Here is a 25,626-nt window from a genome sequence, read left to right on the forward strand (position 1 = left end):
AGGCCACAAGGCCTGTCTACTTGTGTTTTTCAACCTCTTCGAATCAGTCAAACCATGCGCTTTGCGGCAATCGTTTGAATTTGCCCGATCCGCAACAATTTGCCGCTGCAACAATGCCTGATTTACATACGAACACTTGTGATGCAGTTTTGCGATCATAAAACCAGAGGTTCGAGCGCGCAGTGTTTAGACAGACTTTTTCCATCGCCGCATTGGCATGCCTGATTGCGGGCACAACCCCGGCAATGGCCGACCCCGATGCAGGTGCCTATCTGGCCGCACGTCAGGCTGGGATCTCCAATGATTTTGATGCCGCATCGCGCTATTTTGCACAAAGCCTGATTGGGGACCCGGCAAACATCTATCTGCTTGAAAACGCAATGACGACATTCGTCGCTATGGGGCAGATTGAACGTGCGGTCCCCGTGGCACAGACCCTCGTTGATCTGGGGCAGGACAGTCAGGTCGCCCATCTGATCCTGAGCGTTGCCGATGTGAACGCAGGCAACTGGGATGATGTCTTTGCCGCGCTTGAGCAGGGCCGCAGCATTGGCCCCTTGGTGGATGGCCTGTCACAGGGCTGGGCGCATCTGGGCAAAGGAGAAATGGCTCGTGCCTTCGCGAGCTTCGATCAGGTGATCGAAACGCCCGGCATGACGATCTATGGGCTGACGCACAAGGCCTACGCGCTGGCCTCTGTCGGTGATTTCGAAGGGGCCGCGGCGCTCTTGCAATCCAAGCCCGACGGCGGGATGCGCTTTAACAGACAAAGCGCCATTGCTTATGTGCAGATACTCAGCCAGCTGGACCGCAACGCAGATGCGCTGAACCTGATGGATCAGGTCTTTGGTGTGCAGCTTGACCCAAGTTTGCAACAATTGCGCGACCGTCTGACAACGGGCGAGGCTGTGGCCTATGACGCGGTACGCACACCGACCCAGGGGATGGCTGATCTTTTCCTGATGATTGCGGGGCTCTTGCAAGGCGACGCGCCTGACGCCTTCCGCCTGCTTTACGCGCGTTCAGCGGTGCATTTGGCGCCGGACAACACGCAAGCGGTGCTGATGACAGCCGAATTGCTTGAAACACTCGACCAATACGCGCTGGCCAACACCGTCTATTCTAGTGTTTCACGCGATGATCCCTCGTTTCATGCTGCAGAGCTTGGGCGCGCTGATGTCTTGCGCAAAGCGGGTCGTGACGACGCGGCAATTGAAGTGCTCGAAGCATTGGCACGCAGCTACCCCAATCTACCGCAGGTCTTTGCCACCAAAGGTGACAACCTGCGCTATGCAGATCGCTACACCGAAGCGCGCGATGCTTATACCCGTGCGCTGGACCTCTATGACGATACCAACGCGGCCAAGTGGTTTGTCTTTTATACTCGTGGCATCACCAACCACAAAATGGATCACTGGCCTGCCGCCGAGGCCGACTTTCGCGCTGCCCTCGCGCTACGCCCTGACCAGCCACAGGTTCTGAACTATCTGGGCTATTCGCTGGTGGAACGTGGCGAGAAACTGGATGAAGCGCTGGGTATGATTGAAACGGCAGCCGCTGCGCGGCCCGACAACGGGGCGATCATCGACAGCCTTGGTTGGGTGATGTTTCAGATAGGCCGCTATGACGAGGCAGTGGGGCACCTTGAACAAGCGGCCTCGCTTGAACCGGTCGACCCTGTGATCAACGACCACCTTGGTGATGCGCTCTGGGCTGTTGGTCGCGAGATTGAGGCCCGGTTCCAATGGCAACGCGCGCTGTCATTCGCGCCAGAGGAGGAAGCGGCCACACGCATCCGCGACAAGCTGGATCGTGGGCTCGATCTGGTGCTGCTGGATGAGGGCGAAGAACCGATCCGCATTGCACGTGGCAACGATTAAGGCCAACGCCCCCGCCAAGGTCAATCTGACCTTGCATGTCACGGGACAGCGTGACGATGGCTATCACCTGCTTGATAGTCTGGTTGTTTTTGCCGACGTGTCGGACAAGCTCTCGGCGACGCTTGCGTCAGATTTGCGGATCACGGTCACGGGCCCTTTTTCTGACGGCGTCCCTGCAAATGAAAACAACCTGATCCTGCGTGCGGCCCAAGCGCTGCGAGTGGCGCGCGGTGTGACGCAAGGCGCGCATCTAACTTTGGAAAAGCACCTGCCGCATGCCGCAGGCATTGGCAGCGGCTCATCTGATGCGGCGGCGGCTCTGGCCATGCTGGCCGAACTGTGGGGCGTGGCCCCGATACCTGCAACAGCGCCAGAGATTGTGGCATTGGGCGCTGACGTACCGGTCTGCATGCGTGCGCCAAACCCCGCCCGCATGTCAGGTATCGGCGAAGACCTGTCGCCGGTGCCGGTCTTGCCCGATTGCGCGCTGGTGCTGGTGCGCCCGCCCGTTGGTGTGCCCACCGGACCTGTCTTTGCGGGGCTGGACAGCAAGCAAGGCAGCCCAATGACCCGGTTGTCCGAAGGTTTGGACTATGAAGGGTTCGCCCGCTGGCTGGCGGCACAACGCAACGATCTTCTTGCCCCGGCCCAAGTGCATGCACCTGAAATCAGCGAGGCCTTGGCCAAACTACGTGCGCTGCCTGCGGTCAGCTTTGCCAGCATGTCAGGATCGGGGGCTACCTGCTTTGGCTTGGTCAAGGATAAGGCGACAGCGCGCCATGTGGCCCGGATCGTACAGGTCGCACAGATGAACTGGTGGGTCGCCCCGGCAGAAGTGCTTTAGCCGCGACTACTCTGACCCGTCACGCCATCCTTCGTCGCGGTGTGATCCATCACAGAATGGTTTGTTCTTCGAATGGCCGCACCGGCACAGCACGTATTTTGTCTGGCTTGCACCTGCTCCGTTAAAGTCTGCATCGAGGGCAACATTTTTGATCCGGTAGGGTCCGTGTCGCTCTATCTGCATGTCGGTCTCTCCGTCGACCATATGCTGGGGTGCTGTGGTTGCTACCTCCAACCGCAACGCGCCCGACGGGCATTTTGACATGGCGACCAACAGTTCAGCCATATTGCCGTTCTCCGGCACGATCCATGGTTTGCGGCTTGGATCAAAGACAGCACCCGAGGCCCGCACACATTCAGCGGCATGTGAACACAAAACTGGGGTGTAGTGGACAGTAACATCCATGCCATCAACCGTGCCCGTATAGCTTAGCGGCGTGTTGCGAATTTTGGATTTGTCTGACGTGCTCGAAAAACCCGCGGCGTTATGAGAGCCGTCGCAAAATGGTTTTTTGGCCGAAAGCCCGCAGCGGCAAAGAGCCATTTTTTCGCCGCTCTCAATTGTCTCACCCACTGCGTCGCGCAGATTGGGGGCGTTGGTTACCATCAATGGACCGTTCTCGATTGGTGTGATCTTGGGGTGGGCCGTCATCTTGGTTCTCCTGCTGAGGCGTGGAAGGTCATGGGGCTGATCGATGCCCTGCAGTGTATGCAAGCGCGTCGGATGTCATTCTTCTTCATCTTGGACCATGCGTTTCCATAAAATGCTCAGCAAGGTTTCTCCTGCCAGCGGATTGGCGCAGTCCGAGATGAGAACAGGTGCGCCAAAGGGTACAGGCGCAGGCAGTGGCACGCTGTCATGTGGGGCCTTGGCAACGCATGGAATGCTGGTGAAATCGACAACATCGGTCATGCCGTTAGATTAGCGGCACCGTCGTGATCAGGCAAATCACGCCTCGGCGCGCAGGAGCGTCACCCAAGTATCCCCGTAGCGCCTTTGATCCAGACTGGTAAAGCCACGTGGTGCAATCTGTGCTTGGTCCTCTTCCCAGACGATCAACGCATCAGCCGCGATCCAACCTGCCGTTCGGGCCGTAGCAAGGGCCTTGCCGCCAAGGTCTTGCCCATATGGTGGATCAAGAAACACCAGATCACAGGCCGAGCCCTGCGGCAGTCGTGCGGCATCGGTGCCAAGCAGAGTTGTATCTGCCTGTCTACGCAGCTTGGCGATGTTTTCGCGGATCAGCTTTTGTGCTACGCGCCCGCTGTCAACAAAGGTGACATGCGCCGCCCCGCGCGACAGCGCCTCAAGCCCCAGCGCACCGGTGCCTGCAAACAGATCCAACACCTGCGCGCCGGTGATCGGATCACCAAACCGGCCGCCCTGCAGCACGTTAAACAGGCTTTCACGCACGCGGTCTGTGGTTGGACGCAAATGCGCACCTGCATCGCCCTTGCCAACGGCGGCAAGGGCCGTGCTGCGATGGATGCCGCCAATGATCCTCACGGTTTGAGCAGAGCCTTCATATCAGTCGCCGGGTCGGTGATCTGTGCAGGCGTTGGGCTGCGCCCCGCCTCGATCAGTCGTTTGCCGATCATGTAGTTGCGTGGGTCGTTCATCGCATCAACAGCCAGCAACCTGTCACCTTTGAAATACCAATGTGACTGCACGCCCGGCGCGTCGCCCGTGCGCACATAGACATCCGTGTAGCCGATGTTCAGCCCGGCAATCTGCAGTTTGCAGTCGTATTGATCCGACCAAAACCAAGGGTTGGGTACATAGGGCTTATCGCCGCCTGCGATATTCACGGCGACCACCTCGGCCTGATCAATGGCATTGCCGACGCTTTCGATGCGGGTCGTCTCATTTTGAAACTGGCAAGAGGCGCAATCGCCCGCCGCCCAGATATGCGGATCAGAGGTGCGCCCATGGGCATCGGTGGTGATCCCATTGCCCACATCCACACCTGCACTGTCGGCAAGGATCGACGCGGGGGCAATGCCGACACCGACAACGGCGAAATCAATGGCGATCTCTGTCCCATCCGTCAGCCGGGCACCGGTGACGTGGGTATCGCCCAGCAGTCGTTCCAGCCCCACGCCTTCACGGATTGTCACACCATGCGATGTATGCAATTCGCGGAAGTAATCCGAGGTTTCAGGGGCTGCGACCCGCTGCAAGATACGGTCGGACATTTCGACCAAAGTAACCTCCAACCCCAGTTTGGAGGCGACCGCAGCGGCCTCTAATCCAATGTATCCTCCGCCAATGATCAACACCCGTTTGCCAGCGGTAAAGGCAGGGGCCATCGCATCGGCATCCGCCAGATCGCGCACCGCAAAAACGCCATCCAGCGTGCCGCCGATTGCTGCAGGCAAGGTGCGCGGATGGGCGCCGGTTGTCAGGGCCAGTTCATCATAGGAGAGGGTGTCACCATCGCTTAGCGCCACAGTTTTGGCCACTCGGTCAATCGCCGTCACTCGTGTGTCCAGACGCAACGTGATGTTCTGATCGGCGTAAAATTCTGCCGGGCGCAGATAAAGCCGCTCTTCGGCCATTTTCCCCAGCAGATAGGCTTTGGACAAGGGTGGGCGCTGATAAGGTGGGACGGGTTCGGCGCCGATCAGGGTGATGTCGCCGGTAAATCCTTCGCTGCGCAGCTTTGCAGTCAGTGACGCGCCAGCCTGTCCTGCACCAATAACGACAACATGGGTCATGGGGATTTTCCTTTGCACCTATGGCACTTGTTTCGCTGCACTCTATATGTGAAGCCTGCGGCGACACAACGTGAACAGGGGCGACAGATATGACAATTACGACAGGCGATACTCTGCCAAATGCGACATTGCTGCAGATGGGCGAAGAAGGGCCAGAGCAGATCGTACTGGCGGACAAACTGGACGGGCGCAAGGTGGTGATCTTTGGATTGCCAGGGGCCTTTACCGGCACCTGCTCTACTGCTCATGTGCCCAGCTTCATGGTGACTTACGATGACTTCAAAGCCAAAGGGGTGGATGAGATTATCTGCGTGGCAGTCAACGACCCCTTCGTGATGAAGGCATGGGGCGAAAGCACGCAGGCAACTGCGGCAGGAATCACGATGCTGGCCGACGCCGAAAGTGCGTTCACAACGGCCATCGGCATGAACTTCAGCGCGGCCCCTGTGGGTTTCGTGGACCGCTCCAAGCGCTACGCGATGCTGGTTGAGAATGGGGTTGTAAAAATCCTGAACGCCGAGGCAAGCCCGGGTGAGTGCGAAATCTCAGCTGGTGAGACATTGCTGGACGCGATGGAATGAATGAAAAGAGGCGGCCTAATTGGCCGCCTCTTTTGTCTATAAGGTGTGGTCTTTAGCCTTCGACTTGCACAATCGTGCGTGTCGGGAACGGGATATCGACCCCTGCTGCATCCAACGCCTCTTTCACCTTCCGCTTCATATCGGCCTGATAAGCAAAGTAGTCGCTGCTTTTGCACCAAACACGCACCAGAAAATCAACCGAACTGGCGTTGAGGTTATTGACCTGAAAAAACGGCTCGGGGGCGGTCATAGACCGTTCATCGGCCATGATTGTGTCGCGGATCGTCTGCTCGGCCAGTTGCAGGTTTGCCCCATAACCCACGCCAAAGGTCCATTCGGCCCGACGGGTGTCATAGCTGGAATAATTGACGATGGTGTTCCCCCAGACCTGCGAGTTGGGGATGATGATCTGCACATTGTTGACTGATGCCAGCTCAATAAAATTCAGGGTGATATCCTTGATCGTACCCATCTGGCCGTTCACTTCGACAAATTCACCAATTTTGATGGGGCGGAAAAAGACAATCATCACACCGGCGGCAACGTTCGACAGCGTGCCTTGCAAAGCCAGACCGATGGCCAGACCGGCGGCACCGATGACAGCCACAAAGGATGTCGTCTGCACCCCGAATGTGTTGAGCACAAAGAGAAAGGCAAAGCCGATGACGATGTAGCGCGCAACATTGCCAAGAAAGTTGAACAGGGTGATATCCAGATGTGCGTGCTTGCCACCCAGTCCCACCAGCCGTCTGCGTACCCAGCCACCGACGATGAAGCCAACAATCAGGATCGCAATCGCGGCGAGCACATTACCCACCGCAGAGGCCAAAAATTCAATCGTCAGCAGATCTGAAAGGGATTTGCCGTCCCAGATCACGGTATTCATCAAGGTTTCCAACTTAATCTCCGGCGAGTTTGTCCAGTTTGGCGCCCAATTTGGCGTCGAGCGCGCTTAGGCCATCTGCGTCATGTGTGGTCAAGGTCACTTCGACGGTCTTATAGACGTTGGACCATTCGGGGTGGTGGTTCCATTTTTCGGCCCAGATAGCGGCACGGGTCATGAAACCAAAGGCGTCTACGAAATTCTTGAACACAAATGCTTTGTGGATCGCATCGCGCCCTTCCACCATCTGCCAGCCATTGGCCAGCAGCGGGTCAATCTGCGCAGTGCGTTCGGGTTCAGTCAATTTGTCGGTCATTGGTGATCCTCCATATCGGTTTTGCGGAAGGGCCCATAGCTGGTGAGCACTTCAATTTCGTGATCCACGGCATCGCGTTCGGCCTGCAAGTAGTGGTCCACCGCATCCTTGAACCCTGCATCGCCAAACCAGTGCAGCGAATGGGTGGCGGCGGGCAGATAGCCGCGTGCAAGTTTATGTTCGCCCTGCGCCCCAGCCTCTACACGCGCCAAGCCATGCCGGATGGCATAGTCGATGGCCCGGTAGTAGCACACTTCGAAATGCAAGAAGGGGTGATGTTCGACGCAACCCCAATAGCGCCCATAAAGCGTCTCGCGACCGATGAAATTCAGCGCCCCTGCAATGGGCTGCCCGTCGCGCAGGGCCAGCACCATCAGCATGTCATCGCGCAGGTGGTCGTGTGCGTGGTGAAAGAAATCGCGGGTCAGATACGGTGTGCCCCATTTGCGATTGCCGGTATCCTGATAGAACACCCAGAAGGCATCCCAGTGTTTAGGCTCGATCTGATCGCCGGTCAGTTCGACAATCTCACCACCAAAACAATTTGCCTGTCGCCGTTCCCTGCGCAGCGTCTTGCGCTTGCGACTGGAAAGTGAGGCAAGGAAGGTGTCGAAGTCGGCGTAGTCATCATTGACCCAATGGAACTGCTGTCCAATACGGCTGAGCAACCCCATCTCGGCCCCTGCCAGCGCCTCTGCTTCAGTGCAGAATGTCGCGTGCAGGGACGAGATTTCATTCTGCGCCGCCAGTTGGACCGCCCCCTGCACCAACGCCGACATACCCAACACCTCAAACCCTGGATGGGTCAGGAAACGCCGCCCTGTGGCAGGCGTGAACGGCACCGCGATTTGCAGTTTGGGATAATAGCGCCCCCCCGCATTTTCATAGGCATGCGCCCAATTGTGATCAAAGATGTATTCGCCTTGGCTGTGCCCTTTGGCATAAAGTGGGGCGGTGGCGATGATCAGGCCGTCCTGCATCGCGGTCAGATATTGTGGTTGCCAGCCGCTGCCCGGCCCGACCGATCCACTGTCTTCCAATGCCTTGAGAAACCGATGCGTCGTGAACGGGTCCAGCGGTCTGCCGTCCATTGCCTCGGGGCAAGCACAGGCATCCCAGTTGCTAGCCTCAATATCATTGATGCTGCGGTGGACGGTGATCTCAACAGGTGCGTCGCTCATAGGGTGCAACTTGTGCGCCACCGAGGCTGCGTCAAGCCAGATACCCCTCAAACGTGACATTATCCACGATGCGCCGGGCCTCGGCCTCGGCTTGGGCAGAGCGGATGGTCCAGGTAAAGATATGCGCGCCTTCGGATTTCAGTTCTGCAACGCGTGGGCGATCCAGATCAGAGGCTTCATGGCTGATAAAGCAGGCACCAACACGGTCATAATCAGGGATTTCGCGCAGCACGTCTCGGACCTGCTCTGGCACCTCTGGCCAGAACTGGGCTTGATAGCTGGATGTGGTGATACCTCGCGGGATGTTCGGCGCGTATTCCGCACAACAGGCAACGGCATGCGGATTGAAGGACATCAGGGCGACATCACCCTTGTAGCCCTTCAGCGCAGCACAAGTCGCCCTTTCCAACGGTCCCACGTCCGGACCCATGCAGCCGTCCTGATCCTTGATCTCGATCAGCAGCGGAACCTGACCGGCCGCCAGTTCAAGCACGGTATCAAGGGCCGGAATGGTGCCGCCATCATCGGTCAGAGGGGTGGCTTCCAGCGCCGCACGCGTGCGCGTCCGCACGGGGCCGCTCTCAGCGGTCAACCGATCCAGTAGATCGTCATGAAAGACCATCGCGTGACCGTCGCTGGTCAGCTGTACGTCCATCTCAATCCCATAACCCGCGGCAATGGCGGCCGCGATGGATTTGATACTGTTCTCGACCCGCCCCGCCTTGCGATCATGCAGGGCGCGGTGGGTGATTGGGCGATCGAAGAAGCTGGCAGGCAAGGTCATTTGATCTGGAAGATGCCTTCGATTTCAACGGCCACGCCAAAAGGCAGGCTGGCGGCACTGACAGCTGAACGCGCATGGCGGCCCTTGTCACCCAAAGCCGCAACCATGAAATCTGACGCCCCATTGATCACCTTGGGTTGGTCACCGAACTCTGCTGTGGAATTGACAAAGCCCACCAGCTTGACGACCCGGACGACCCGGTCGATGTCGCCGCCGCAGGCGGCTTTGAGTTGTGCCAGAAGGCTGATCGCGCAGGTCTGCGCCGCGGCAGCGCCGGCTTCGGCATCCATATTGTCGCCCAGCTTGCCCTTGATCATACCATCGGCATTGGCCGAGATTTGGCCAGAGACATAAACCATGTCATCGGCAATCACATAAGGCACATAGTTGGCTGCGGGGGCAGGGGCATCGGGCAATGTCACGCCCAATTCCGCCAGTTTGTTTTCAATCATGCTCATTGCATTTCTCCTGTCATTCGCGGCGACGCTAGCGGGCAATGCAGGGCGGTGCAATCAGGACTCGCGGAAGGCCTTGGTGAAATAATCTGCCAGCGGCTTGATCAGATAGTCCAGTGGGCTGCGATCGGCGGTGCGCACGAAGGCCTCGACCGGCATGCCGGGGATCAGGGCTATGTCGGCGGGCAGGCGTTCGATTTCACCTTCGTTCAACTGCACCTCGGCACGATAGAACGACTGGCCGGAATTTTCGTTCTGAAACGCATCGGCAGAGACAAGGGTGACCGTGCCATTGAGCTCTGGCGTGCGCCGCTGATCAAAGGCCGAAAACCGCAAGGTCACATCCTGCCCGACATAGATCTGGTCCACATCGATCACTTGCACCTGAGTGGCAATAACCAGCGGGCGGTCTTGCGGGATCAGGAATAGCACAGGATCGGCAGCGCGGATCACCGATTGCGGGGCAAAGACTTGCAAACCATAGATCACGCCCGACACCGGGGCGCGGATATCAAGACGATCCAACTGACGCCGCAGGGTGCGCCGTTGCTCGGATAGTTCCAGCTCATTGAATTGCAGATCGCGCAATTGGGTGATCGCCTCTTCACGGCGACTGGAAGACAGCGCGAGGATCTGGATATCGATCTCTGTCATGCGTTCAGCGGCCTGTGCGGCCTGGGCCGTCAGATCGCCGACGGTGCCCAGCAGGCTTGCTTCTTCGCGTTGCAATGCAAGGACACGGCTGGCCTGCGCCAGGCCACGTTCAAGCAGGCTTTGCTGGTCAGCCAGTTCCTGCGCGATCAAGGCGCGCTGGGTGTTCAACGCATCTTGCTGGGCATTGATGCCTGCAAGTTGACTGGCGATCTGGGCACGCTGCTGGGTGAACTGCTCAACCGCACTGCGATTGGTTTCGACCCGCGCCGCGAACAGCCGCTCCTGACCGGCCATTAAGGATCGGACTTCGTCGCTCCCTACGTCCAGCAGGATCGGGCTAAACGTCAGGGTGGCGGCATTGTCGCGCTCTGCCTCAAGCCGGGCGCGCCGTGCGAGAATTTCAAACAATTGCGCTTCGACAATGGCGAGTTCGGATTTCAAAACGGTGGCATCAAGCCGGATCAGCAGGTCACCTGCGGCAACCGTGTCGCCCTCATCCACAAGGATGTCTTCTACCACACCGCCGTCCGGGTGCTGGACAACTTGCCGGTTGCGGTCCACCTCGATCTGGCCGGATGTAATGACCGCCCCGGTGATCTGCGCCCTGACCGCCCATGTGCCAAAGCCACCAACCAGAACAAGCAGCGCCAGCGCGCCAATGGTCAGGTGACGGGTCGCAGACCAGCGCTTTGTTTCAGCGGTCATGACACACCCCCGGCCTTGCCTGTGCTGCGCTTGATATCGTCGTGGTTTTTGACGATCTCTGCCAGCACCTCGTCTTTGGGGCCAAAGGCGCGGCGGGTCCCGTTTTCGACAGCCAGAAGCAGGTCACATTCCTGAATCGCCGATGGTCGGTGGGCCATGATAAAGACGATCCTGTCGCTGGCTTTGATATTGCGGATCGCAGTGTTCAGCGCGATAGAGCCTTCGTTATCAAGGTTTGAATTCGGCTCATCCAGCACCACGACTACCGGATCACCATAAAGCGCGCGCGCTAGCCCGATCCGCTGAATTTGACCGCCCGACAAACGGCCACTGCTGGCCGAAACACGGGTGTCATAGCCATCGGGCAGTTTCAAAATCATTTCATGGGCGGCGGCGGCCTTGGCGGCCGCCACAACGGCAGCATCATCGGGCTGCATGCTCATGCGGGCGATGTTTTCCTTGATGGTGCCGTCAAACAACTGCACGCGTTGCGGCAGATAGCCCACATGCTGGCCCAGCACATCGGGATCGTATTGATCAAGTGCCGCGCCATCCAACCGCACCTTGCCACCCGCAGGTTGCCAGACACCGGTCAACACCCGCGCGAGAGTGGATTTGCCGGCACCCGAGGTGCCGATTACACCCACGGCCTGCCCTGGCTTGACCTCAAAGCTGATCATCCGCAATGCCGCCAGCTGTTCGCCCGGCGGCACAACTGTCACCTGATCGGCTAGCAAGTGCGCCCTGGGTTTGGGCAATGCGGTGCGCGCCTTTTCAACCGGAATCTGCCCCAACAGGATCGCCAGATTGACCCATCCTTCGCGGGCACGCTGGAACATGGCCCATTGGCCGACAAGCTGTTCCAGCGGGGCAAGTGCGCGGCCCAACAGGATGGACCCTGCGATCATCGCACCGGGTGACAGTTCATTGATCAGCACCAGATAAGCCCCAAGGCCCAGCATGGCCGATTGCAGGAACAGCCGGAACGATTTGGTCAGCGCCGTGAACGTGCCAGAGGCATCGGCGGCTGCAATGCTGGTATCCAGCGATTGACCACGCGCCACCTGCCAGCGGTCAAACGCAGCCTCGCGCATGCCCAGCGAATGCACCATCTCGCTCTCATCACGGATATGGGCGCCAAGGCGCTCGGAGGCAAAGCTGGCCGCATTTGCAGCTTCAATCGGTTTGCGGGTGGTCCATTGGTTCAACAGTGCCACGATGACTAACACGGCAGCGCCACTTAGCGCTAGAATGCCCATCAACGGATGAAAGATAAAAATACCAAAGAAAAACAGCGGCACCCAAGGCAGATCAAATAGGGCCATCAAGGCGGGCGACGTCAGCAGCCTTTGCACTGATTCCAGATCACGCAGGCCTGTCGCCGCCTGTCGCGGGGCACGGTTGAGGGTGGTGGCCTTAAGCACAGCCGCAAACACCCGCCGATCAAGCCGCGCCTGAAACCGCGCACCAACCCGGCCCATGACCCGGCCACGCACGAAATCAAGGATACCCATCATCCCATAAAGGAAGGCCACAAGAACTGAGAGGGCGATCAGCGTCTCAAACGACCGCGAGCTTAGCACGCGGTCATAGACATTGAGCATGTAAATCGGACCGGTAAGCATCAGCAGGTTCACGAAAAAGCTGAACACCGCAACGCCCCAATACAAGCCACGACTTTCGCGCCGGGCGGCACTCAGTTCGGCTTGGCCTGCTTTGATTTGATCATCGGACATGCGTCTGACACACCTTTTTCTATGCCCTTGGACTTGTAGCGGCAGTCGACAATAAACACCAACAGAGTTAACGGGATATCTGAATTTCACGCTTAGCGGGATAAATCATTGATTGGTAACGCGGTTTGGCCCATTGTGGCGTACTGATGACTGCCCGTTACCTGCATATTGCTGCCATTGCACTGCTTTGCCCCTCCATCTTGATGGGGGGCCCTTTTGACGGGGTCTACAAACAGACCGCCAATGCCGAATGCGCACTGGTCGGTGTTGATGGCGGTGCGCTCAAGATCGAACAGAACATCTTTTATGGGGTTGAGGTTGAATGCCGCATGACCAGCCCGATTGATATCGTCGATATGGATGCCACGCTTTATGAGATGCAGTGCACCGGCGAAGGATCAACCTGGACCGAACGGGCCATGTTGATGAGCGATGCCGAAGAAGAAGGCATCTATATGATCTGGGACGGCTACGCCTTTCGCTATGATCGCTGCGAAGAGGGTGAGTTTTAGCGTGCGACACTGCACATGGGGCCGACGCCCCAAGTGTGCCTGACGACGCATTGACCACCAAAGCCCCAACTCAATTTCCTAGAATACTCTCCAACAGATTGATAATCGCCTCATCAATCACTTCACCGCCCCGGCTTTCCAACAGACCTGTCCCGGCAGGGCGCTGCGGTATGGTCATGGGCAGTGGCGTTGGTTGCCGGTCTTCCAGCACGCGCACCATGGTTTCCTGCCAGATCGTCGTGGGCAGTCCTCCGCCCGTCACGCCAGACAAACGCCTGTTGTCGTCATAGCCCATCCACACACCTGTGACGTAATCGCCGGTAAAGCCAATAAACCAGGCATCGCGCGACCCTTGGGTGGTGCCGGTCTTGCCTGCAATCTGCCAGCCGTTGATCCGGGCGCGCTGACCTGTGCCTTGCTCGACCACCTTGGACATCATCCATGTCAGTTGACGAGCGGCATCCTCGCGGATGATCCGTTCACCGATACCGGCGGTCTGGGCATCCATCAGGACCTCATCATCGCCCATAAGGCGCAGGTCCACCAACCCATAGGGTGTCACGGCAGAACCACCATTCAGAATACCGGCAAAGGCGCCGGTCATATCCAGAAGGGTGCTTTCTGAAACCCCAAGAGCAAGGGCCGGACCCGCCGCCAGATCGCCCTGAATGCCAAAGCCAGCGGCGACATTGCGCACCAACTCGCGGCCAACCTCTTCGGACACTAGAATGGCGGGAATGTTGCGGCTCCCGGCAATTGCATCGACCATGCTGACCGGTCCGACGAAATCGCGGTCATAGTTCTCGGGGCACCACTGCGGCGATCCACGTCGCTCCCAACAGGTGGGCGCATCATCAATCATGTCATAGGGCGACATGCCCAGATCAAGGGCGGCGGCATATATAAAGGGTTTGAAGGCTGATCCGGTCTGACGCAGCGCTTGTGTAGCGCGGTTAAAGGCACCGGTTGCGTTGATGTTGCGACCGCCGACCATCGCGCGCACAGCACCGTCGGCTGACATCACGACAATCGCAGCTTGCGCCTCTGACCCCTCCCGCACATCGCGTTCGAAAACTTCAATCAGTGCCTCTTCGGCGGCGGCCTGAATGCGTTGGTCCAGCGTGGTGCGAATGATCACGTCTTCGGTGGTGTCGCGTGTGAAAAAGTCAGGGCCACTCGACATGACCCAGTCGGCAAAGAAGCCGCCAGAATTGGCACGGGCGGCCTCGGTCAGGGTTGCGGGCGTAGTGCGAGCGTCTTGCGCTTCGGCGGCAGTGATATAGCCCTGATCTTCCATCAACCCGACCACTACACCAGCACGGTTCTGGGCACGTTGCAGATTGCGGGTGGGGGCGTTGGCCGAAGGGGCCGTCAAAAGACCAGCCAGCATCGCGGCCTGTGCGGGGTTCACTTCGGCCGCGGAGATACCGAAATAGCGCTGCGCGGCGGCCTCAAACCCCCGACTGCCGGCACCCAGATAGGCGCGGTTGAGGTAGATGGTGAGGATTTCTTCCTTGGTATAGGCAATCTCCATCCCCACCGCAAAGACGGCTTCGCGGGCCTTGCGCCAAAGCGAGCCCTGACGACAATCGTCCTCATAGGCGCGCTCACTTTCCCAACGGTTGGGGTCAAAGGGCACACCAAGGCAGAGCAGCTTTGCAGTCTGCTGTGTCAAGGTAGAGCCACCGTTGCCGGACAATGGCCCACGCCCTGCACGCAGGTTGATGCGCACCGCCGAGGCAATACCACGGGGTGAGATGCCGAAGTGACGGTAAAAGCGTTTGTCCTCAGTTGCGACGACCGCGTTGTGCAGGTGGCGTGAAACCGTGTCGGTCGTGACCATCCCGCCAAACTGATCACCGCGCCATGCAAAGACCTGTCCGGTCAGGTCTGTCATCGTGACAGAGCCACGGGTGCGGCCGTCGATCAAATCGGCCATATCAGGCATTTTAGCGGCGAAATACAACGAAAAGCCCGCAATAATCAGGCAAACGACAAGGCCGATGCGCCATGTAAAGGCCCAGAGCATACGCGCAAGCCAGCGAAACGGGGTCAAGACCCAGTCAACCGGACCGCGCGGCTTGGCCTTCTTGGGTGTGGCTCGCCGCCGGGCAGCAGGTTTGGCCGCTTTCTTTTTGGGCGCAGGCTTTTTTGTGGCCGTTGTTTTGGCCGGGTAGCGCCGATCGGCCACCAAGGGTGACCGCTTTTTGCCGTTTCCACTCATGTATCCGCTCGAATGACTGTTTTGTCTATTTTGCAGGACTATAGCGGCCCGCGTTGGGAATGTAGAGCACGATGAATCGCCCAGAGGCGCTTTTTCGCACGCCTATTTCTTAAGCACATGATGCAAATTGTGCAAAAATTATGCAAAAGACTCAGAGTCCAGGTCACCTCGCAGGTGCAGCAATCTTGCCGCGCCGCTGCACAAGCGTTTTGTCTCTGGATGCAAGCAGGCGCTGCCGTAACGGGTGCCCGCAAGAGAATTTGCAAGGGGAAGAACGTGAAACTCATCATTGCAACAATCAAACCGTTCAAGCTGGAGGAGGTCCGCGAAGCGCTGACCACCGTGGGCGTGCGCGGGATGATGGTGTCTGAAATCAAAGGGTTCGGCTCTCAGTCTGGCCATACCGAAATCTATCGTGGGGCTGAATACGCCGTGAACTTCGTGCCCAAGATCAAGCTAGAGATCGTCGTGCAGGACAGCATGGCCGAGCAGGTCGTGCAGACCATTGCGGCGACCGCCAAAACCGAAAAGATCGGTGACGGCAAGATTTTCGTTCTCGACGTGGAAAGCGCGCTGCGTGTGCGCACCGGCGAGACCAATGATGACGCACTTTAAGGGCGCAGTGAGGGATAAAATCATGAAACTATCAAAGTCACTTCTTCTGGGTCTGGGGTTGGCAGCACTGCCGACACTGGCGCTTGCACAGGATGTACCACCGGTGTCCGAGGACATCGTCTGGATCATGAACACACTGCTGTTCCTGATCGGCGGATTTCTGGTGTTCTTCATGGCGGCAGGCTTTGCCATGCTTGAAGGCGGGCTGGTGCGGTCCAAGAACGTCACCATGCAAATGACAAAGAATGTCGCGCTCTTTTCGCTTGCGACGATCTTTTATTGGCTCATCGGCTATAACCTGATGTACCCGCTGGGCGATTGGGCCATCGACGGGGTCTTCTCTGGTTTGTTCCCGTTGCCGGGTGTGTTGGAAGCCGTGGGGATTGATCTGGCAGGTGCTGATGACGCGGCCTATGCCTCAACCGGTTCTGATTTTTTCTTTCAGCTGATGTTTTGTGCGGCCACTGCATCAATCGTGTCGGGGGCCTTGGCTGAACGGATCAAGCTCTGGCCGTTCCTGATCTTTGTGATCATCCTGACCAGCTTTATCTATCCATTGCAGGCAAGCTGGAAATGGGGCGGTGGTTTCCTTGATCAGGCAGGATTTCTTGATTTTGCAGGTTCCACAGTTGTTCACTCGGTTGGAGGTTGGGCAGCACTTGCCGGTGCGCTGATCCTCGGGCCGCGTCTGGGCAAGTACAAGGATGGTCGCGTCAACCCGATGCCGGGCTCCAACCTTGCGCTGGCGACATTGGGTATGTTCATCCTGTGGCTGGGTTGGTTTGGCTTTAACGGTGGCTCGCAGCTTGCCATGGGTTCTGTTGGCGATATCGCTGATGTCAGCCGCATCTTCGCCAACACAAATGCCGCCGCAGCAGGTGGTGCCGTTGTCGCGCTGATCCTGACGCAGGTTCTTTACAAAAAGCCTGACCTGACAATGGTTTTGAACGGCGCGTTGGCCGGTCTGGTCTCGATCACAGCCGAGCCGCTGACCCCGTCGCTGGGCATGGCTACGCTGATTGGTGGTGTCGGTGGTGTGATCGTGGTCTTTGCAGTGCCAATGCTGGACAAGTTCAAGATTGACGACGTAGTGGGAGCGATCCCTGTTCACCTGTTTGCCGGTATCTGGGGCACAATTGCCGTGGTTCTGACAAACGATGATGCGAACCTTGGCACGCAGCTTTATTCCATCGCTGTCGTGGGCGTCTTCACCTTTGCCATCAGCGCTGTGGTGTGGTTCCTGCTTAAGGCAATGATGGGGATCCGAGTGTCGGAAGAGGCGGAGATCAACGGTCTTGATGTCGCGGAACTGGGCATGGAAGCCTACCCTGAGTTCTCAAAGAGCTGATTTCGTTTCTATTCAGTGCAAGACTTAAAACCCGGGCAAGCGTGCCCGGGTTTTTCATACGTGGGGTGGATTTATGCCAGCTTGCCAGAAAGATCGGTGATTTCTTCGATCATATTGGATTATTGTGGTCAATCGTGTCGCATAGTTTGGCAGAAATGACCTTTTCTGCGAAGAAATTCCATCCTCCGGCCAGATATCTTCGTGGCAATGCGAATCCCGACTTTCACGGAGCCCTCCTATGATCCAGACACCCTATCTATTGTTCCTCGGCGATGCCCCCGATCAGCTGGCCGCCAAGGTGGCCCAAGGCATCAGGGACTGGCGTCCTGAGAATGCAGTCGGCCAATACCGGATGCCCGGTTGCGGTGCAGATGTGGGCATCGGTGACATGACCCTCGAAGAAGCCCGCGCTGCTGGTGCCCAGACCCTTGTGATCGGCGTGGCCAATCGCGGCGGCTACATTTCCAAAGCCTGGAAAGAGGTGCTGGTGAAGGCCCTGCAAATGGGTTTCGATATTGCATCTGGCCTGCACAATCTGCTGCGTGACGAGGATGAATTGGTTGCGGCTGCCCGCGTCAACGGACGCACGCTGTTTGATGTGCGCATCCCTTCGGTTGCCTATCCCATCGCCAACGGTAAGAACCGGGCGGGCAAGCGTTGTCTGGCGATCGGTACCGATTGCTCTGTCGGCAAGATGTACACTGGCCTTGCCATGGATGCCGAGATGCAGCGCCGGGGCATGAAATCCACCTTCCGCCCCACCGGTCAGACCGGCATTTTGATCACCGGTGGCGGTGTGCCGCTTGATGCGGTCATTGCAGATTTCATGGCGGGTGCCGTCGAATACCTGACCCCTGACAATGACGCCGATCACTGGGATCACATCGAAGGGCAGGGTAGCCTTTTCCATGTTTCCTATTCCGGCGTCACCATGGCCTTGATCCATGGCGGCCAGCCCGACGCGCTGATCCTCTCCCATGAGCCGACCCGCACCCATATGCGCGGGTTGCCAGACTATGATCTGCCCAGCCTTGAGACGTTGCGCGACACTGCCTTGCCCATCGCACGTGTGGCCAACCCCAATTGCCAGATCGTAGGTATCTCGGTGAACACGCAGCATTTGTCCGAGGACGATGCGCTAACCTATATGGCCGAAGTAGAGGCGCGCATGGGCTTGCCCACCGTCGATACTTTCCGTCAGGGTGCCGCGCGTTTGGTGGATGCGCTCGCTGATATTTGAGCGCTGTTTTCCATTGCCACCGGGGTGCATGAACTTTTATGCCTCCGGCGGAGATATTTTTGAACAAAAGAAGAGTGGACATGCAAATATCAGTGGCCCGCGATGTGTTCCAGCTTGCGCAGGTGTTTACGATCAGCCGGGGGTCGCGCACGCAGGCAGAGGTTTTGACCGCACAGGTTGAGATGGGCGGCGTGCAGGGCTGGGGCGAATGCGTGCCCTATGCCCGCTATGGTGAGACCCTCGAGAGTGTAGCGGCACAGATCACCGGATTTTCGGGTTCTTGGGATGATCTGCCTACAGCATTGCCCGCCGGTGCCGCTCGCAATGCACTGGACTGTGCGTTTTGGGATCATGCGGCCAAGACAGCTGGTAAGCGGGTCTGGGATTTGCTGGATTTGCCCACGCCCCGCCCAGAGATCACCGCCTATACTCTGTCATTGGATACGCCCGACGCGATGCAAGCCCAGGCGGCTGAGAATGCCTTTCGTCCGCTATTGAAGATCAAGCTTGGGACGCCGGATGATATGGCTCGGCTTGAGGCTGTGCGCCGTGGCGCCCCCGACGCACCGATCATTGTCGATGCCAATGAAGGCTGGACCGCTGAGGTTTACAATGATCTTGCCCCGCATCTGATCCGCCTTGGGGTGCAGATGGTCGAACAACCTTTGCCCGCTGGTGACGACGATGTGCTGCGCGAGATGGCCCGCCCGTTGCCCGTCTGCGCTGATGAAAGCTGCCATGATCGCGCTAGCCTGCCCGGTTTGAAGGGCAAATATGACATGGTGAACGTCAAACTGGACAAAACCGGTGGGCTGACCGAGGCGTTGGCTTTGAAGGCGCAGGCACAGGCCGAAGGTTACGGCGTTATGGTCGGTTGCATGGTTGGATCATCGCTTGCGATGGCCCCTGCCACGATCCTTGCTCAGGGAGTGGCCTTTACGGACCTTGACGGCCCGCTTCTTCTGGCCGAAGACCGGGGGGAACCTTTGAAATTCGATGAACACGGCGTGCACCCGCCCGCCGCCGCACTTTGGGGATGACCATGCGCACAGTTTACGTCAACGGAGAGTACTTGCCCGAGAACGAGGCCAAAGTATCGATCTTTGATCGGGGCTTTCTGATGGCGGACGGCGTCTATGAGGTGACCTCTGTTCTGGATGGCAAGCTGATTGACTTTGCAGGACATGCAAAACGGCTAGAGCGGTCATTGAACGAGTTGGACATGCCGCATCCTGCGGTTTTGCCCGATCTGTTGGAGGTGCATCGCGAGTTGGTGCGCCTGAACGGGATCGAAGAAGGCATGATCTATCTGCAGATTACACGTGGTGCCCCCGACGACCGCGATTTCGTGTTCCCTGATCCAGAGACGACGATCCCAACCGTGGTGCTGTTTACCCAGAATAAGCCCGGTTTGGCCGATAGCCCCGCTGCCAAGAAGGGGATCAAAGTGATCTCAATCGAGGATCAGCGCTGGGCGCGTCGCGACATCAAGACGGTGCAGCTGCTGTTCCCGTCCATGGGCAAGATGATGGCCAAAGCCGCGGGCGTCGATGATGCGTGGATGGTCGAGGACGGGGCGGTGACCGAGGGTACATCGAACAACGCCTATATCATCAAAGGCAATACGATCATCACGCGGCACCTAGGCAATGAAATTTTGCATGGGATCACCCGCGCGGCTGTGCTGCGCTTTGCCAAAGAATCACAGATGAAGGTCGAAGAACGCAGCTTTACGATTGCCGAAGCGCAAGAGGCGGATGAGGCGTTTATCACCTCGGCAAGCACATTTGTGATGCCTGTGGTTGAGGTTGATGGGCTGGCGATTGGCGCAGGCACACCGGGGCCGGTGGCCGCACGGTTGCGCGAAATCTATCTGGAAGAGAGTCGCAAGGTCGCAGTATAGCGCGGATCCCATCGCCAAGTTGCATTCACGGGTAGAGCCTCAACTCTTGCGGCGGGAGCGCTTCGTCACGGCAATTCGTAGATGCGCGCGAGCCGTGATGTGTTTTGGTGCATCATATCGCTAAGCGGCTGGGCAGGGCCCGACCTATAGGTTGCGACTGCGCGTAACCGGTGATGGCTATGATCGGCAGGGCGATCGCGCCCACGATACCGCCGAGGGTGCTGGCGTAGGCAACTCCGACGGCGAACGTCAGCACGGCCAGCGCGATAACGCCAGACGTCATCATGCAACCGCGCGGCAATTCAAATCCTTGAACATGTCCCGACATGGCTTGTGGATCCTTGATTGGCATGTTTTTCATGTTGGCTCCTTATGCTTGCCACCCGTATCTGCACGCCATGAATGGTCAGGACTTTGCCGTTAATGGTGATCGCAGATAAGTCTTGGGTTGGTGCGTTGGTAGACTGCCGTTACCGGAGGACCGGGCCGTCTACGAAGAGAAAACGCTACGTTTCAACCTGCGCCTGCAGCTCCTTCGCCCGCTCCGGTGCCACACCCAACACCGCTTCAATTCGATGCAGCAGCTCGTCTTCCTCGTCGTGTTTCACCCCATCCGCAAAGACCACCTGCCAGAGGGCCAGTAGCGTCGCTTCCTTCTCGGTCACGCTGATCGCATGTTCGAGGATCATTGCAATTTCAGAGGTCTGGGGGATTTCGCGTTCAAGCAACTCACATTCCGCCCGCATCTTGGCGGCCTCAACGGGGTTCAACCCGTGGCGCTTGGCCAAAATCCGGTCGATCATTACGATTTCTTCGAACAGATAGGCGTCATCCGCCTTTGCAGCACGCACCAGAAGTGCCCCCATGGCGTGGCTCGCATCGGCGTCAGGCAGTGGGGTGTGGTAGCTGGATGGGTTGCCAAAGAAGGCTTTGAGACGGTCTAGCATGCGCGGCCCCTATCCATGGCTGTGCTTGAAGGCTTCTTTTGCCTCGGCGCTGGCTTCAGTCTGATGGTTGGCTTTCCACTCTGCCATCGTCATCCCGTAGAACGCCTCGCGCCCTTCGTCCTTGCTCATTTCGATGCCCCGCTCATTGGCGGCTTCCTGATACCAGCGCGCAAGACAATTCCGGCAGAACCCAGCAAGGTTCATCATGTCGATATTCTGCGCATCTGTGCGGTCTTGCATCAGATGCTTTTGCAGGCGGCGAAAGGCAGCGGCTTCGAGCTCGATTCGGGTTTGATCGTCCATGGGTTTCTCCTCAGAGGCCGGAATGGGTGAGTACGTCTGATAATAGAGGGGCCAATCGATTTGCCCAAAGGGTTTGTCCGGCCTCATCAGCAATCAAATCCTGACGCAGCTCAATCAACACATTGGGCCGTCCGTGTTGCAATGCATGGCGGTCTACAGCGTCTCCGGGCAGGTGGCCGGCATAGGGTTGGTTATCACCCGTCACCCAGCCTGCATCCCGGCAGGCCGTTAGGAATGGCTGTGCCAGACGATCATCATCGGCATACAGCACGCCGATTTCCCAAGGGCGCGGGTGGCGGCCCTGAAGGCGGGGGGTAAAGCTATGAACGGCACAGATGACCGGATCGGCCATCTTATCGGCCAGATCGGCATAGGCTGCGTGATAGGGACGATAGAGGCGGCGCAACCGTTCTTCGATTTCATCGCGCTCTGCGTTGCGATTGGCGGGGATGATGGTGCCGTCGTAAAGGCGCATCATGATAGTGGGATCGTCTTCGCCGCGGTTTGGATCACAGACCAACCGGGAAAACCGGGACAGAATGGCAGGGCTGTTTAACGCGACGGCCAGCTTGTGCGTCACTCCGGCTGCACCGATGTCATAGGCGATGTGGCGGCCCATGTCGTCCGCGGGCAACCCAAGATCGCCGCCATGTACCCAATCGGGCACATGATTTGTGGCATGGTCGCAGGCCACAAGCCATCTGCCGGGGCAATCGGCCCCGATAATTTCAAACGGGTCGTCAGTCATTTTCGCGTCATTCCTTTGTCTTGCGGTTTAGGCTAGTTGAAGCAGGAATGGAATTGCGCAATAAGGGCGCGAACCGCGCTGTTACCGCTAACGGCGCTTGATCCGCAAAGGGAAAGACATGAAACGCCACCGCAACGTGAAAATCGTGGCCACGCTTGGCCCGGCCTCCAATGACTACGAGATGATCCGCGCGTTGCATGAGGCAGGTGCCGATGTATTTCGCCTGAACATGTCCCACGGCGATCATGCCGAAATCAAAGTGCGCCATGATATTATCCGTCAGGTGGAAAAAGATCTCGACAGTCCGATCTCGATCCTCGCCGATCTTCAGGGGCCAAAGCTGCGGGTTGGCGTTTTTGCCAATGGTGAAGAAGAATTGGTCGAAGGCGCGTCCTTCCGCCTTGATTTGGATGATGCCGAAGGTGACGCCACCCGCGTCAAGCTGCCTCACAAAGAGATTTTTGACGCGCTGGAACCCGGCGCGCATTTGCTGGTCAATGACGGCAAGATCAAGCTGCGGGTCAAGGATTGCGGCGCGACATTCGCCGATTGCGAAGTTGTCGTGGGCGGTACTATTTCCAACCGCAAGGGCGTGAACGTTCCCGATGTGGTCCTGCCGCTCGCCGCTTTGTCCGACAAAGACCGCAAGGATCTTGAATTTGTCTGCGATCTGGGCGTCGATTGGCTGGCACTTTCATTTGTGCAGCGCCCCGCTGACGTAGAAGAAGCGCGCAAACTGGCCAAGGGGCGTGCGGCGATCCTGTCCAAAATTGAAAAGCCGAACGCAGTGAAGGTCTTTGACAGCATTTTGGCGGTGTCTGATGGTGTCATGGTGGCCCGTGGTGATCTGGGCGTCGAACTGCCCGTCCAGAACGTGCCGCCGATCCAGAAGCAACTGGTGCGCAAATGCCGTGCGGCCGCCAAACCTGTGATTGTGGCGACGCAAATGCTCGAATCGATGATCGATTCGCCGATGCCAACCCGTGCTGAGGTCTCTGATGTGGCCACGGCGATCTATGAAGGTGCCGATGCAATCATGCTGTCGGCTGAATCCGCCGCCGGCTCTTATCCCATCGAAGCAGTCAACACGATGAGCAACGTGGCAGGCGAGGTCGAGGCAGACCCAACCTATACCGACATCATCGAAGCTTCGCGCAACGCTGAAGGCAAAACTGTGGCGGATGGGATCGTTTCCGCCGCCCGCGAGATTGCAGAGACAACTGACGTCAAGGCAATCTGCTGCTTCTCGCAATCGGGCACAACAGCCTTGCTGGTCTCGCGCGAACGGCCCCGCGTGCCGATCATCGCCCTGACCAATGATATCAACACCGCGCGCCGGCTATGTCTGTCCTGGGGGACCAACTGTGTGGTCACAGGCGAGGTTCACCGCTTTAAGGATGCGGTGATCGCGGCGGTGCGGGCGGCGAAGTCGCAAATGCTGGCCAGTGAAGATGATATGGTCGTTGTAACCGCTGGTGTGCCCTTCAATACGCCGGGGTCAACGAACATCCTGCGTGTCGCGCCTTGCGCAGAACGGTTGATCTACGCCTCTGAAAACGAATAGGACTGTTCCGGGGGGCGCAGCACGGGACAGTTGCATGGATTTTGATCTGATATTCGTCATTGGCGTGGCGCTTGCGGCCTTTGCTATTCCAGCAGCGGTCAGCGCCTATACGGACCGGCGATGGCCCAAAATGGCGATCGTGATGCTGTTGGCCGGTGGTGGGGCGATTGCCTATGCCGCGCAGGAAAACCCAGACGTCTACAGCTTTGGCACGTTGGATGATGTGATCGTCGAAGTTCTGGGCCGCTACCTGAACTAAGCTCTTGCACCAAAGGGGGATGCGTCTTATACGGCGGCCTTCACCCGCGCGTCCGGCCAATATGGCATGCCGAGTCGCGCGATACGACCGACCCGAAAGAGGAGACGGAAATGCCGAAGATGAAGACAAAATCGAGCTGCAAAAAGCGGTTCAAAGTGACGGCCTCTGGCCGCGTGATCGCAGGCCAGGCTGGCAAGCGTCACGGCATGATTAAGCGTAGCAATAAATTCCTGCGGAATGCACGTGGTACGACAACCCTGTCAAAGGCTGATGAAGGTATCATCAAGCCTATGATGCCATACGCACGCTAAGGAGAATTTGATATGCGAGTTAAAGGTGGAACCGTCACGCATCGTCGTCACAAGAAAGTTCTCGACGCTGCCAAAGGATATTATGATCGCCGCTCCAAGACCTTCAAGGTCGCCAAGCAGGCCGTCGACAAAGCCAACCAATACGCCACACGCGACCGTCACAACCGCAAGCGCAATTTCCGCGCGCTGTGGATTCAGCGTATCAACGCAGGTGTGCGCTCGGTTGATGAGACACTGAACTATTCCAAGTTCATCAACGGCCTGACACTGGCTGGCATCGAAGTTGACCGTAAGGTTCTGGCCGATCTGGCCGTGAATGAGCCCGACGCGTTTGCAACAATCGTTGGCAAAGCCAAGGACGCGCTGGCTGCTTAAGGCCGGTGAAACGTTGAAATCTGAAGGGCCGTGCGGGAAACTGCGCGGCCTTTTGCTTTGGTTGGGCGCCTGATCCTCCCAACCCTTTACCTACCCCGGCAACACACCATCCAGCACATAGCGCAGGATATCCACCACCTGCTGTGGTGTTTCCACCACGGCGAGCGCGGCCGCGTCTACCTCTTTAAGTGGATGCTGATGTTCGGCCCCATGCATCACGATCAACGACTTGCCCAGGGCCGCAGCATAGCCCGCATCAAAGGCTGCGTTCCACTGCTTGTATTTCTCACCAAAGCGCACAACCACAATATCAGCATTCTGAATTCCGTGCCGCGTACGGATCGCGTTGAGGTTGGCACCTTTGTTGTCATGCCAGAACTTCTTGTCCTCAGCCCCCATAATCGCGACGCCGCAGTCATCCGAAGCATCATGGTCGGTCACAGGGCTGTCAAAGCTGACATCCAACCCTTGCGCCCCTGCCGTGATCTGGTCGCGCCAATCAGTGTGGATTTCCCCGGAGAGATAGATTTTCAATGTCATC

At 58.0% G+C, this 25,626-nt stretch carries 30 protein-coding genes; 13 read left to right on the forward strand and 17 right to left on the reverse strand.

Annotation, left to right across the window (positions count from 1 at the left end):
- Positions 1-182: 182 nt before the first annotated feature.
- Both DHN10_RS02215 and DHN10_RS02220 read left to right on the forward strand, forming a co-directional pair.
- Positions 183-1,880, forward strand: coding sequence for a tetratricopeptide repeat protein (locus DHN10_RS02215; protein ID WP_306419248.1), 1,698 nt, complete (start codon positions 183-185; stop codon positions 1,878-1,880).
- Positions 1,837-2,724 carry a 4-(cytidine 5'-diphospho)-2-C-methyl-D-erythritol kinase gene (locus tag DHN10_RS02220; RefSeq protein ID WP_373456657.1) on the forward strand — a complete coding sequence of 296 codons (888 nt, stop codon included), beginning with the start codon at positions 1,837-1,839 and terminating at the stop codon, positions 2,722-2,724. The genes DHN10_RS02215 and DHN10_RS02220 overlap by 44 nt, the downstream gene beginning before the upstream one ends.
- Before the next feature lie 6 nt (positions 2,725-2,730).
- Here DHN10_RS02220 and DHN10_RS02225 read toward each other — a convergent pair whose 3' ends face one another.
- From DHN10_RS02225 to DHN10_RS02240, 4 genes are all read right to left on the reverse strand, one after another.
- On the reverse strand, positions 2,731-3,375 hold the full coding sequence (locus DHN10_RS02225) for a CDGSH iron-sulfur domain-containing protein (protein ID WP_108813608.1): 645 nt from the start codon (positions 3,373-3,375) through the stop codon (positions 2,731-2,733).
- A gap of 75 nt (positions 3,376-3,450) precedes the next feature.
- Entirely contained in the window at positions 3,451-3,636 is a 186-nt protein-coding gene (locus DHN10_RS02230; RefSeq protein ID WP_108813609.1) for a hypothetical protein, read from the reverse strand.
- A 36-nt stretch (positions 3,637-3,672) separates the two neighbouring features.
- On the reverse strand, positions 3,673-4,230 hold the full coding sequence (rsmD, locus tag DHN10_RS02235; protein WP_108813610.1) for a 16S rRNA (guanine(966)-N(2))-methyltransferase RsmD: 558 nt from the start codon (positions 4,228-4,230) through the stop codon (positions 3,673-3,675).
- The gene (locus DHN10_RS02240) at positions 4,227-5,441 is read right to left on the reverse strand and encodes an NAD(P)/FAD-dependent oxidoreductase (RefSeq protein ID WP_108813611.1); all 1,215 of its coding nucleotides are present in this window, start codon (positions 5,439-5,441) and stop codon (positions 4,227-4,229) included. Before DHN10_RS02240 ends, rsmD begins: the two co-directional genes overlap by 4 nt.
- An 89-nt stretch (positions 5,442-5,530) precedes the next feature.
- On the opposite strand from DHN10_RS02240, the gene DHN10_RS02245 reads away from it, so the two are divergent.
- Positions 5,531-6,022 carry a peroxiredoxin gene (locus DHN10_RS02245; protein WP_108813612.1) on the forward strand — a complete coding sequence of 164 codons (492 nt, stop codon included), beginning with the start codon at positions 5,531-5,533 and terminating at the stop codon, positions 6,020-6,022.
- Between the two features lie 52 nt (positions 6,023-6,074).
- Here DHN10_RS02245 and DHN10_RS02250 read toward each other — a convergent pair whose 3' ends face one another.
- From DHN10_RS02250 to DHN10_RS02280, 7 genes are read right to left on the reverse strand one after another with little or no spacing between them, the layout of a single operon-like run.
- On the reverse strand, positions 6,075-6,908 hold the full coding sequence (locus DHN10_RS02250) for a mechanosensitive ion channel family protein (protein WP_108813900.1): 834 nt from the start codon (positions 6,906-6,908) through the stop codon (positions 6,075-6,077).
- 13 nt (positions 6,909-6,921) lie between these two features.
- On the reverse strand, positions 6,922-7,221 hold the full coding sequence (locus DHN10_RS02255) for a 4a-hydroxytetrahydrobiopterin dehydratase (protein ID WP_108813613.1): 300 nt from the start codon (positions 7,219-7,221) through the stop codon (positions 6,922-6,924).
- A complete protein-coding gene (locus DHN10_RS02260) occupies positions 7,218-8,402 on the reverse strand; it encodes a GNAT family N-acetyltransferase (RefSeq protein ID WP_108813614.1) in 1,185 nt (394 codons plus the stop codon). Before DHN10_RS02260 ends, DHN10_RS02255 begins: the two co-directional genes overlap by 4 nt.
- A 31-nt stretch (positions 8,403-8,433) precedes the next feature.
- The gene (locus tag DHN10_RS02265) at positions 8,434-9,186 is read right to left on the reverse strand and encodes a glycerophosphodiester phosphodiesterase family protein (protein ID WP_108813615.1); all 753 of its coding nucleotides are present in this window, start codon (positions 9,184-9,186) and stop codon (positions 8,434-8,436) included.
- Positions 9,183-9,644 (reverse strand): RidA family protein, encoded by a 462-nt coding sequence (locus DHN10_RS02270; protein ID WP_108813616.1) that lies wholly within the window; start codon positions 9,642-9,644, stop codon positions 9,183-9,185. The genes DHN10_RS02265 and DHN10_RS02270 overlap by 4 nt, the downstream gene beginning before the upstream one ends.
- A 54-nt stretch (positions 9,645-9,698) precedes the next feature.
- Positions 9,699-11,000, reverse strand: coding sequence for an HlyD family type I secretion periplasmic adaptor subunit (locus DHN10_RS02275; RefSeq protein ID WP_108813617.1), 1,302 nt, complete (start codon positions 10,998-11,000; stop codon positions 9,699-9,701).
- A complete protein-coding gene (locus tag DHN10_RS02280; protein ID WP_108813618.1) occupies positions 10,997-12,736 on the reverse strand; it encodes a type I secretion system permease/ATPase in 1,740 nt (579 codons plus the stop codon). The genes DHN10_RS02275 and DHN10_RS02280 overlap by 4 nt, the downstream gene beginning before the upstream one ends.
- A 146-nt stretch (positions 12,737-12,882) precedes the next feature.
- On the opposite strand from DHN10_RS02280, the gene DHN10_RS02285 reads away from it, so the two are divergent.
- Positions 12,883-13,248 carry a hypothetical protein gene (locus DHN10_RS02285; RefSeq protein WP_108813619.1) on the forward strand — a complete coding sequence of 122 codons (366 nt, stop codon included), beginning with the start codon at positions 12,883-12,885 and terminating at the stop codon, positions 13,246-13,248.
- Between the two features lie 70 nt (positions 13,249-13,318).
- Here DHN10_RS02285 and DHN10_RS02290 read toward each other — a convergent pair whose 3' ends face one another.
- Positions 13,319-15,472: a transglycosylase domain-containing protein gene (locus DHN10_RS02290; protein WP_108813620.1), complete on the reverse strand. Its 2,154-nt coding sequence runs from the start codon at positions 15,470-15,472 to the stop codon at positions 13,319-13,321.
- Positions 15,473-15,748: 276 nt separating this feature from the next.
- Here DHN10_RS02290 and DHN10_RS02295 point away from each other — a divergent pair, with 276 nt between their 5' ends.
- The 5 genes from DHN10_RS02295 to DHN10_RS02315 all read left to right on the forward strand — a co-directional run bounded on the left by DHN10_RS02295 (position 15,749) and on the right by DHN10_RS02315 (position 20,578).
- The gene (locus DHN10_RS02295) at positions 15,749-16,087 is read left to right on the forward strand and encodes a P-II family nitrogen regulator (protein WP_108813902.1); all 339 of its coding nucleotides are present in this window, start codon (positions 15,749-15,751) and stop codon (positions 16,085-16,087) included.
- Between the two features lie 22 nt (positions 16,088-16,109).
- Complete coding sequence (locus DHN10_RS02300; protein WP_108813901.1) at positions 16,110-17,435, forward strand: ammonium transporter; 1,326 nt, start codon at positions 16,110-16,112, stop codon at positions 17,433-17,435.
- Positions 17,436-17,673: 238 nt separating this feature from the next.
- Entirely contained in the window at positions 17,674-18,675 is a 1,002-nt protein-coding gene (gene dgcN / locus DHN10_RS02305) for an N-acetyltransferase DgcN (protein ID WP_108813621.1), read from the forward strand.
- An 80-nt stretch (positions 18,676-18,755) separates the two neighbouring features.
- Entirely contained in the window at positions 18,756-19,715 is a 960-nt protein-coding gene (dgcA, locus tag DHN10_RS02310) for an N-acetyl-D-Glu racemase DgcA (RefSeq protein WP_108813622.1), read from the forward strand.
- Positions 19,712-20,578, forward strand: a complete 867-nt coding sequence (locus DHN10_RS02315) for a D-amino-acid transaminase (protein WP_108813623.1) — start codon at positions 19,712-19,714, stop codon at positions 20,576-20,578. The genes dgcA and DHN10_RS02315 overlap by 4 nt, the downstream gene beginning before the upstream one ends.
- A 112-nt stretch (positions 20,579-20,690) precedes the next feature.
- Here the strand turns inward: DHN10_RS02315 and DHN10_RS02320 are convergent, their stop codons facing one another.
- The 4 genes from DHN10_RS02320 to DHN10_RS02335 form a co-directional block, all read right to left on the reverse strand.
- Positions 20,691-20,939, reverse strand: a complete 249-nt coding sequence (locus DHN10_RS02320; RefSeq protein WP_108813624.1) for a hypothetical protein — start codon at positions 20,937-20,939, stop codon at positions 20,691-20,693.
- Between the two features lie 145 nt (positions 20,940-21,084).
- The gene (locus DHN10_RS02325) at positions 21,085-21,525 is read right to left on the reverse strand and encodes a TerB family tellurite resistance protein (RefSeq protein WP_108813625.1); all 441 of its coding nucleotides are present in this window, start codon (positions 21,523-21,525) and stop codon (positions 21,085-21,087) included.
- 9 nt (positions 21,526-21,534) lie between these two features.
- Positions 21,535-21,828 (reverse strand): DUF1244 domain-containing protein, encoded by a 294-nt coding sequence (locus tag DHN10_RS02330; RefSeq protein ID WP_108813626.1) that lies wholly within the window; start codon positions 21,826-21,828, stop codon positions 21,535-21,537.
- Positions 21,829-21,838: 10 nt separating this feature from the next.
- Positions 21,839-22,576, reverse strand: coding sequence for an N-formylglutamate amidohydrolase (locus DHN10_RS02335; protein WP_108813627.1), 738 nt, complete (start codon positions 22,574-22,576; stop codon positions 21,839-21,841).
- Positions 22,577-22,694: 118 nt separating this feature from the next.
- Between DHN10_RS02335 and pyk the strand changes: the two genes are divergently transcribed.
- From pyk to rplT, 4 genes are all read left to right on the forward strand, one after another.
- A complete protein-coding gene (gene pyk, locus DHN10_RS02340) occupies positions 22,695-24,140 on the forward strand; it encodes a pyruvate kinase (RefSeq protein WP_108813628.1) in 1,446 nt (481 codons plus the stop codon).
- 34 nt (positions 24,141-24,174) lie between these two features.
- Entirely contained in the window at positions 24,175-24,399 is a 225-nt protein-coding gene (locus tag DHN10_RS02345) for a hypothetical protein (protein ID WP_108813629.1), read from the forward strand.
- A 110-nt stretch (positions 24,400-24,509) separates the two neighbouring features.
- Complete coding sequence (gene rpmI / locus DHN10_RS02350; RefSeq protein ID WP_108813630.1) at positions 24,510-24,710, forward strand: 50S ribosomal protein L35; 201 nt, start codon at positions 24,510-24,512, stop codon at positions 24,708-24,710.
- Between the two features lie 12 nt (positions 24,711-24,722).
- Positions 24,723-25,085, forward strand: a complete 363-nt coding sequence (gene rplT / locus DHN10_RS02355; RefSeq protein WP_106746300.1) for a 50S ribosomal protein L20 — start codon at positions 24,723-24,725, stop codon at positions 25,083-25,085.
- 90 nt (positions 25,086-25,175) lie between these two features.
- On the opposite strand, the gene DHN10_RS02360 is transcribed toward rplT, so the two are convergent.
- Positions 25,176-25,625: a YtoQ family protein gene (locus DHN10_RS02360; protein ID WP_108813631.1), complete on the reverse strand. Its 450-nt coding sequence runs from the start codon at positions 25,623-25,625 to the stop codon at positions 25,176-25,178.
- Position 25,626: the final 1 nt, after the last annotated feature.

This window comes from Loktanella sp. Alg231-35 (assembly GCF_900143545.1).
Taxonomy (GTDB): Bacteria; Pseudomonadota; Alphaproteobacteria; order Rhodobacterales; family Rhodobacteraceae; genus Yoonia.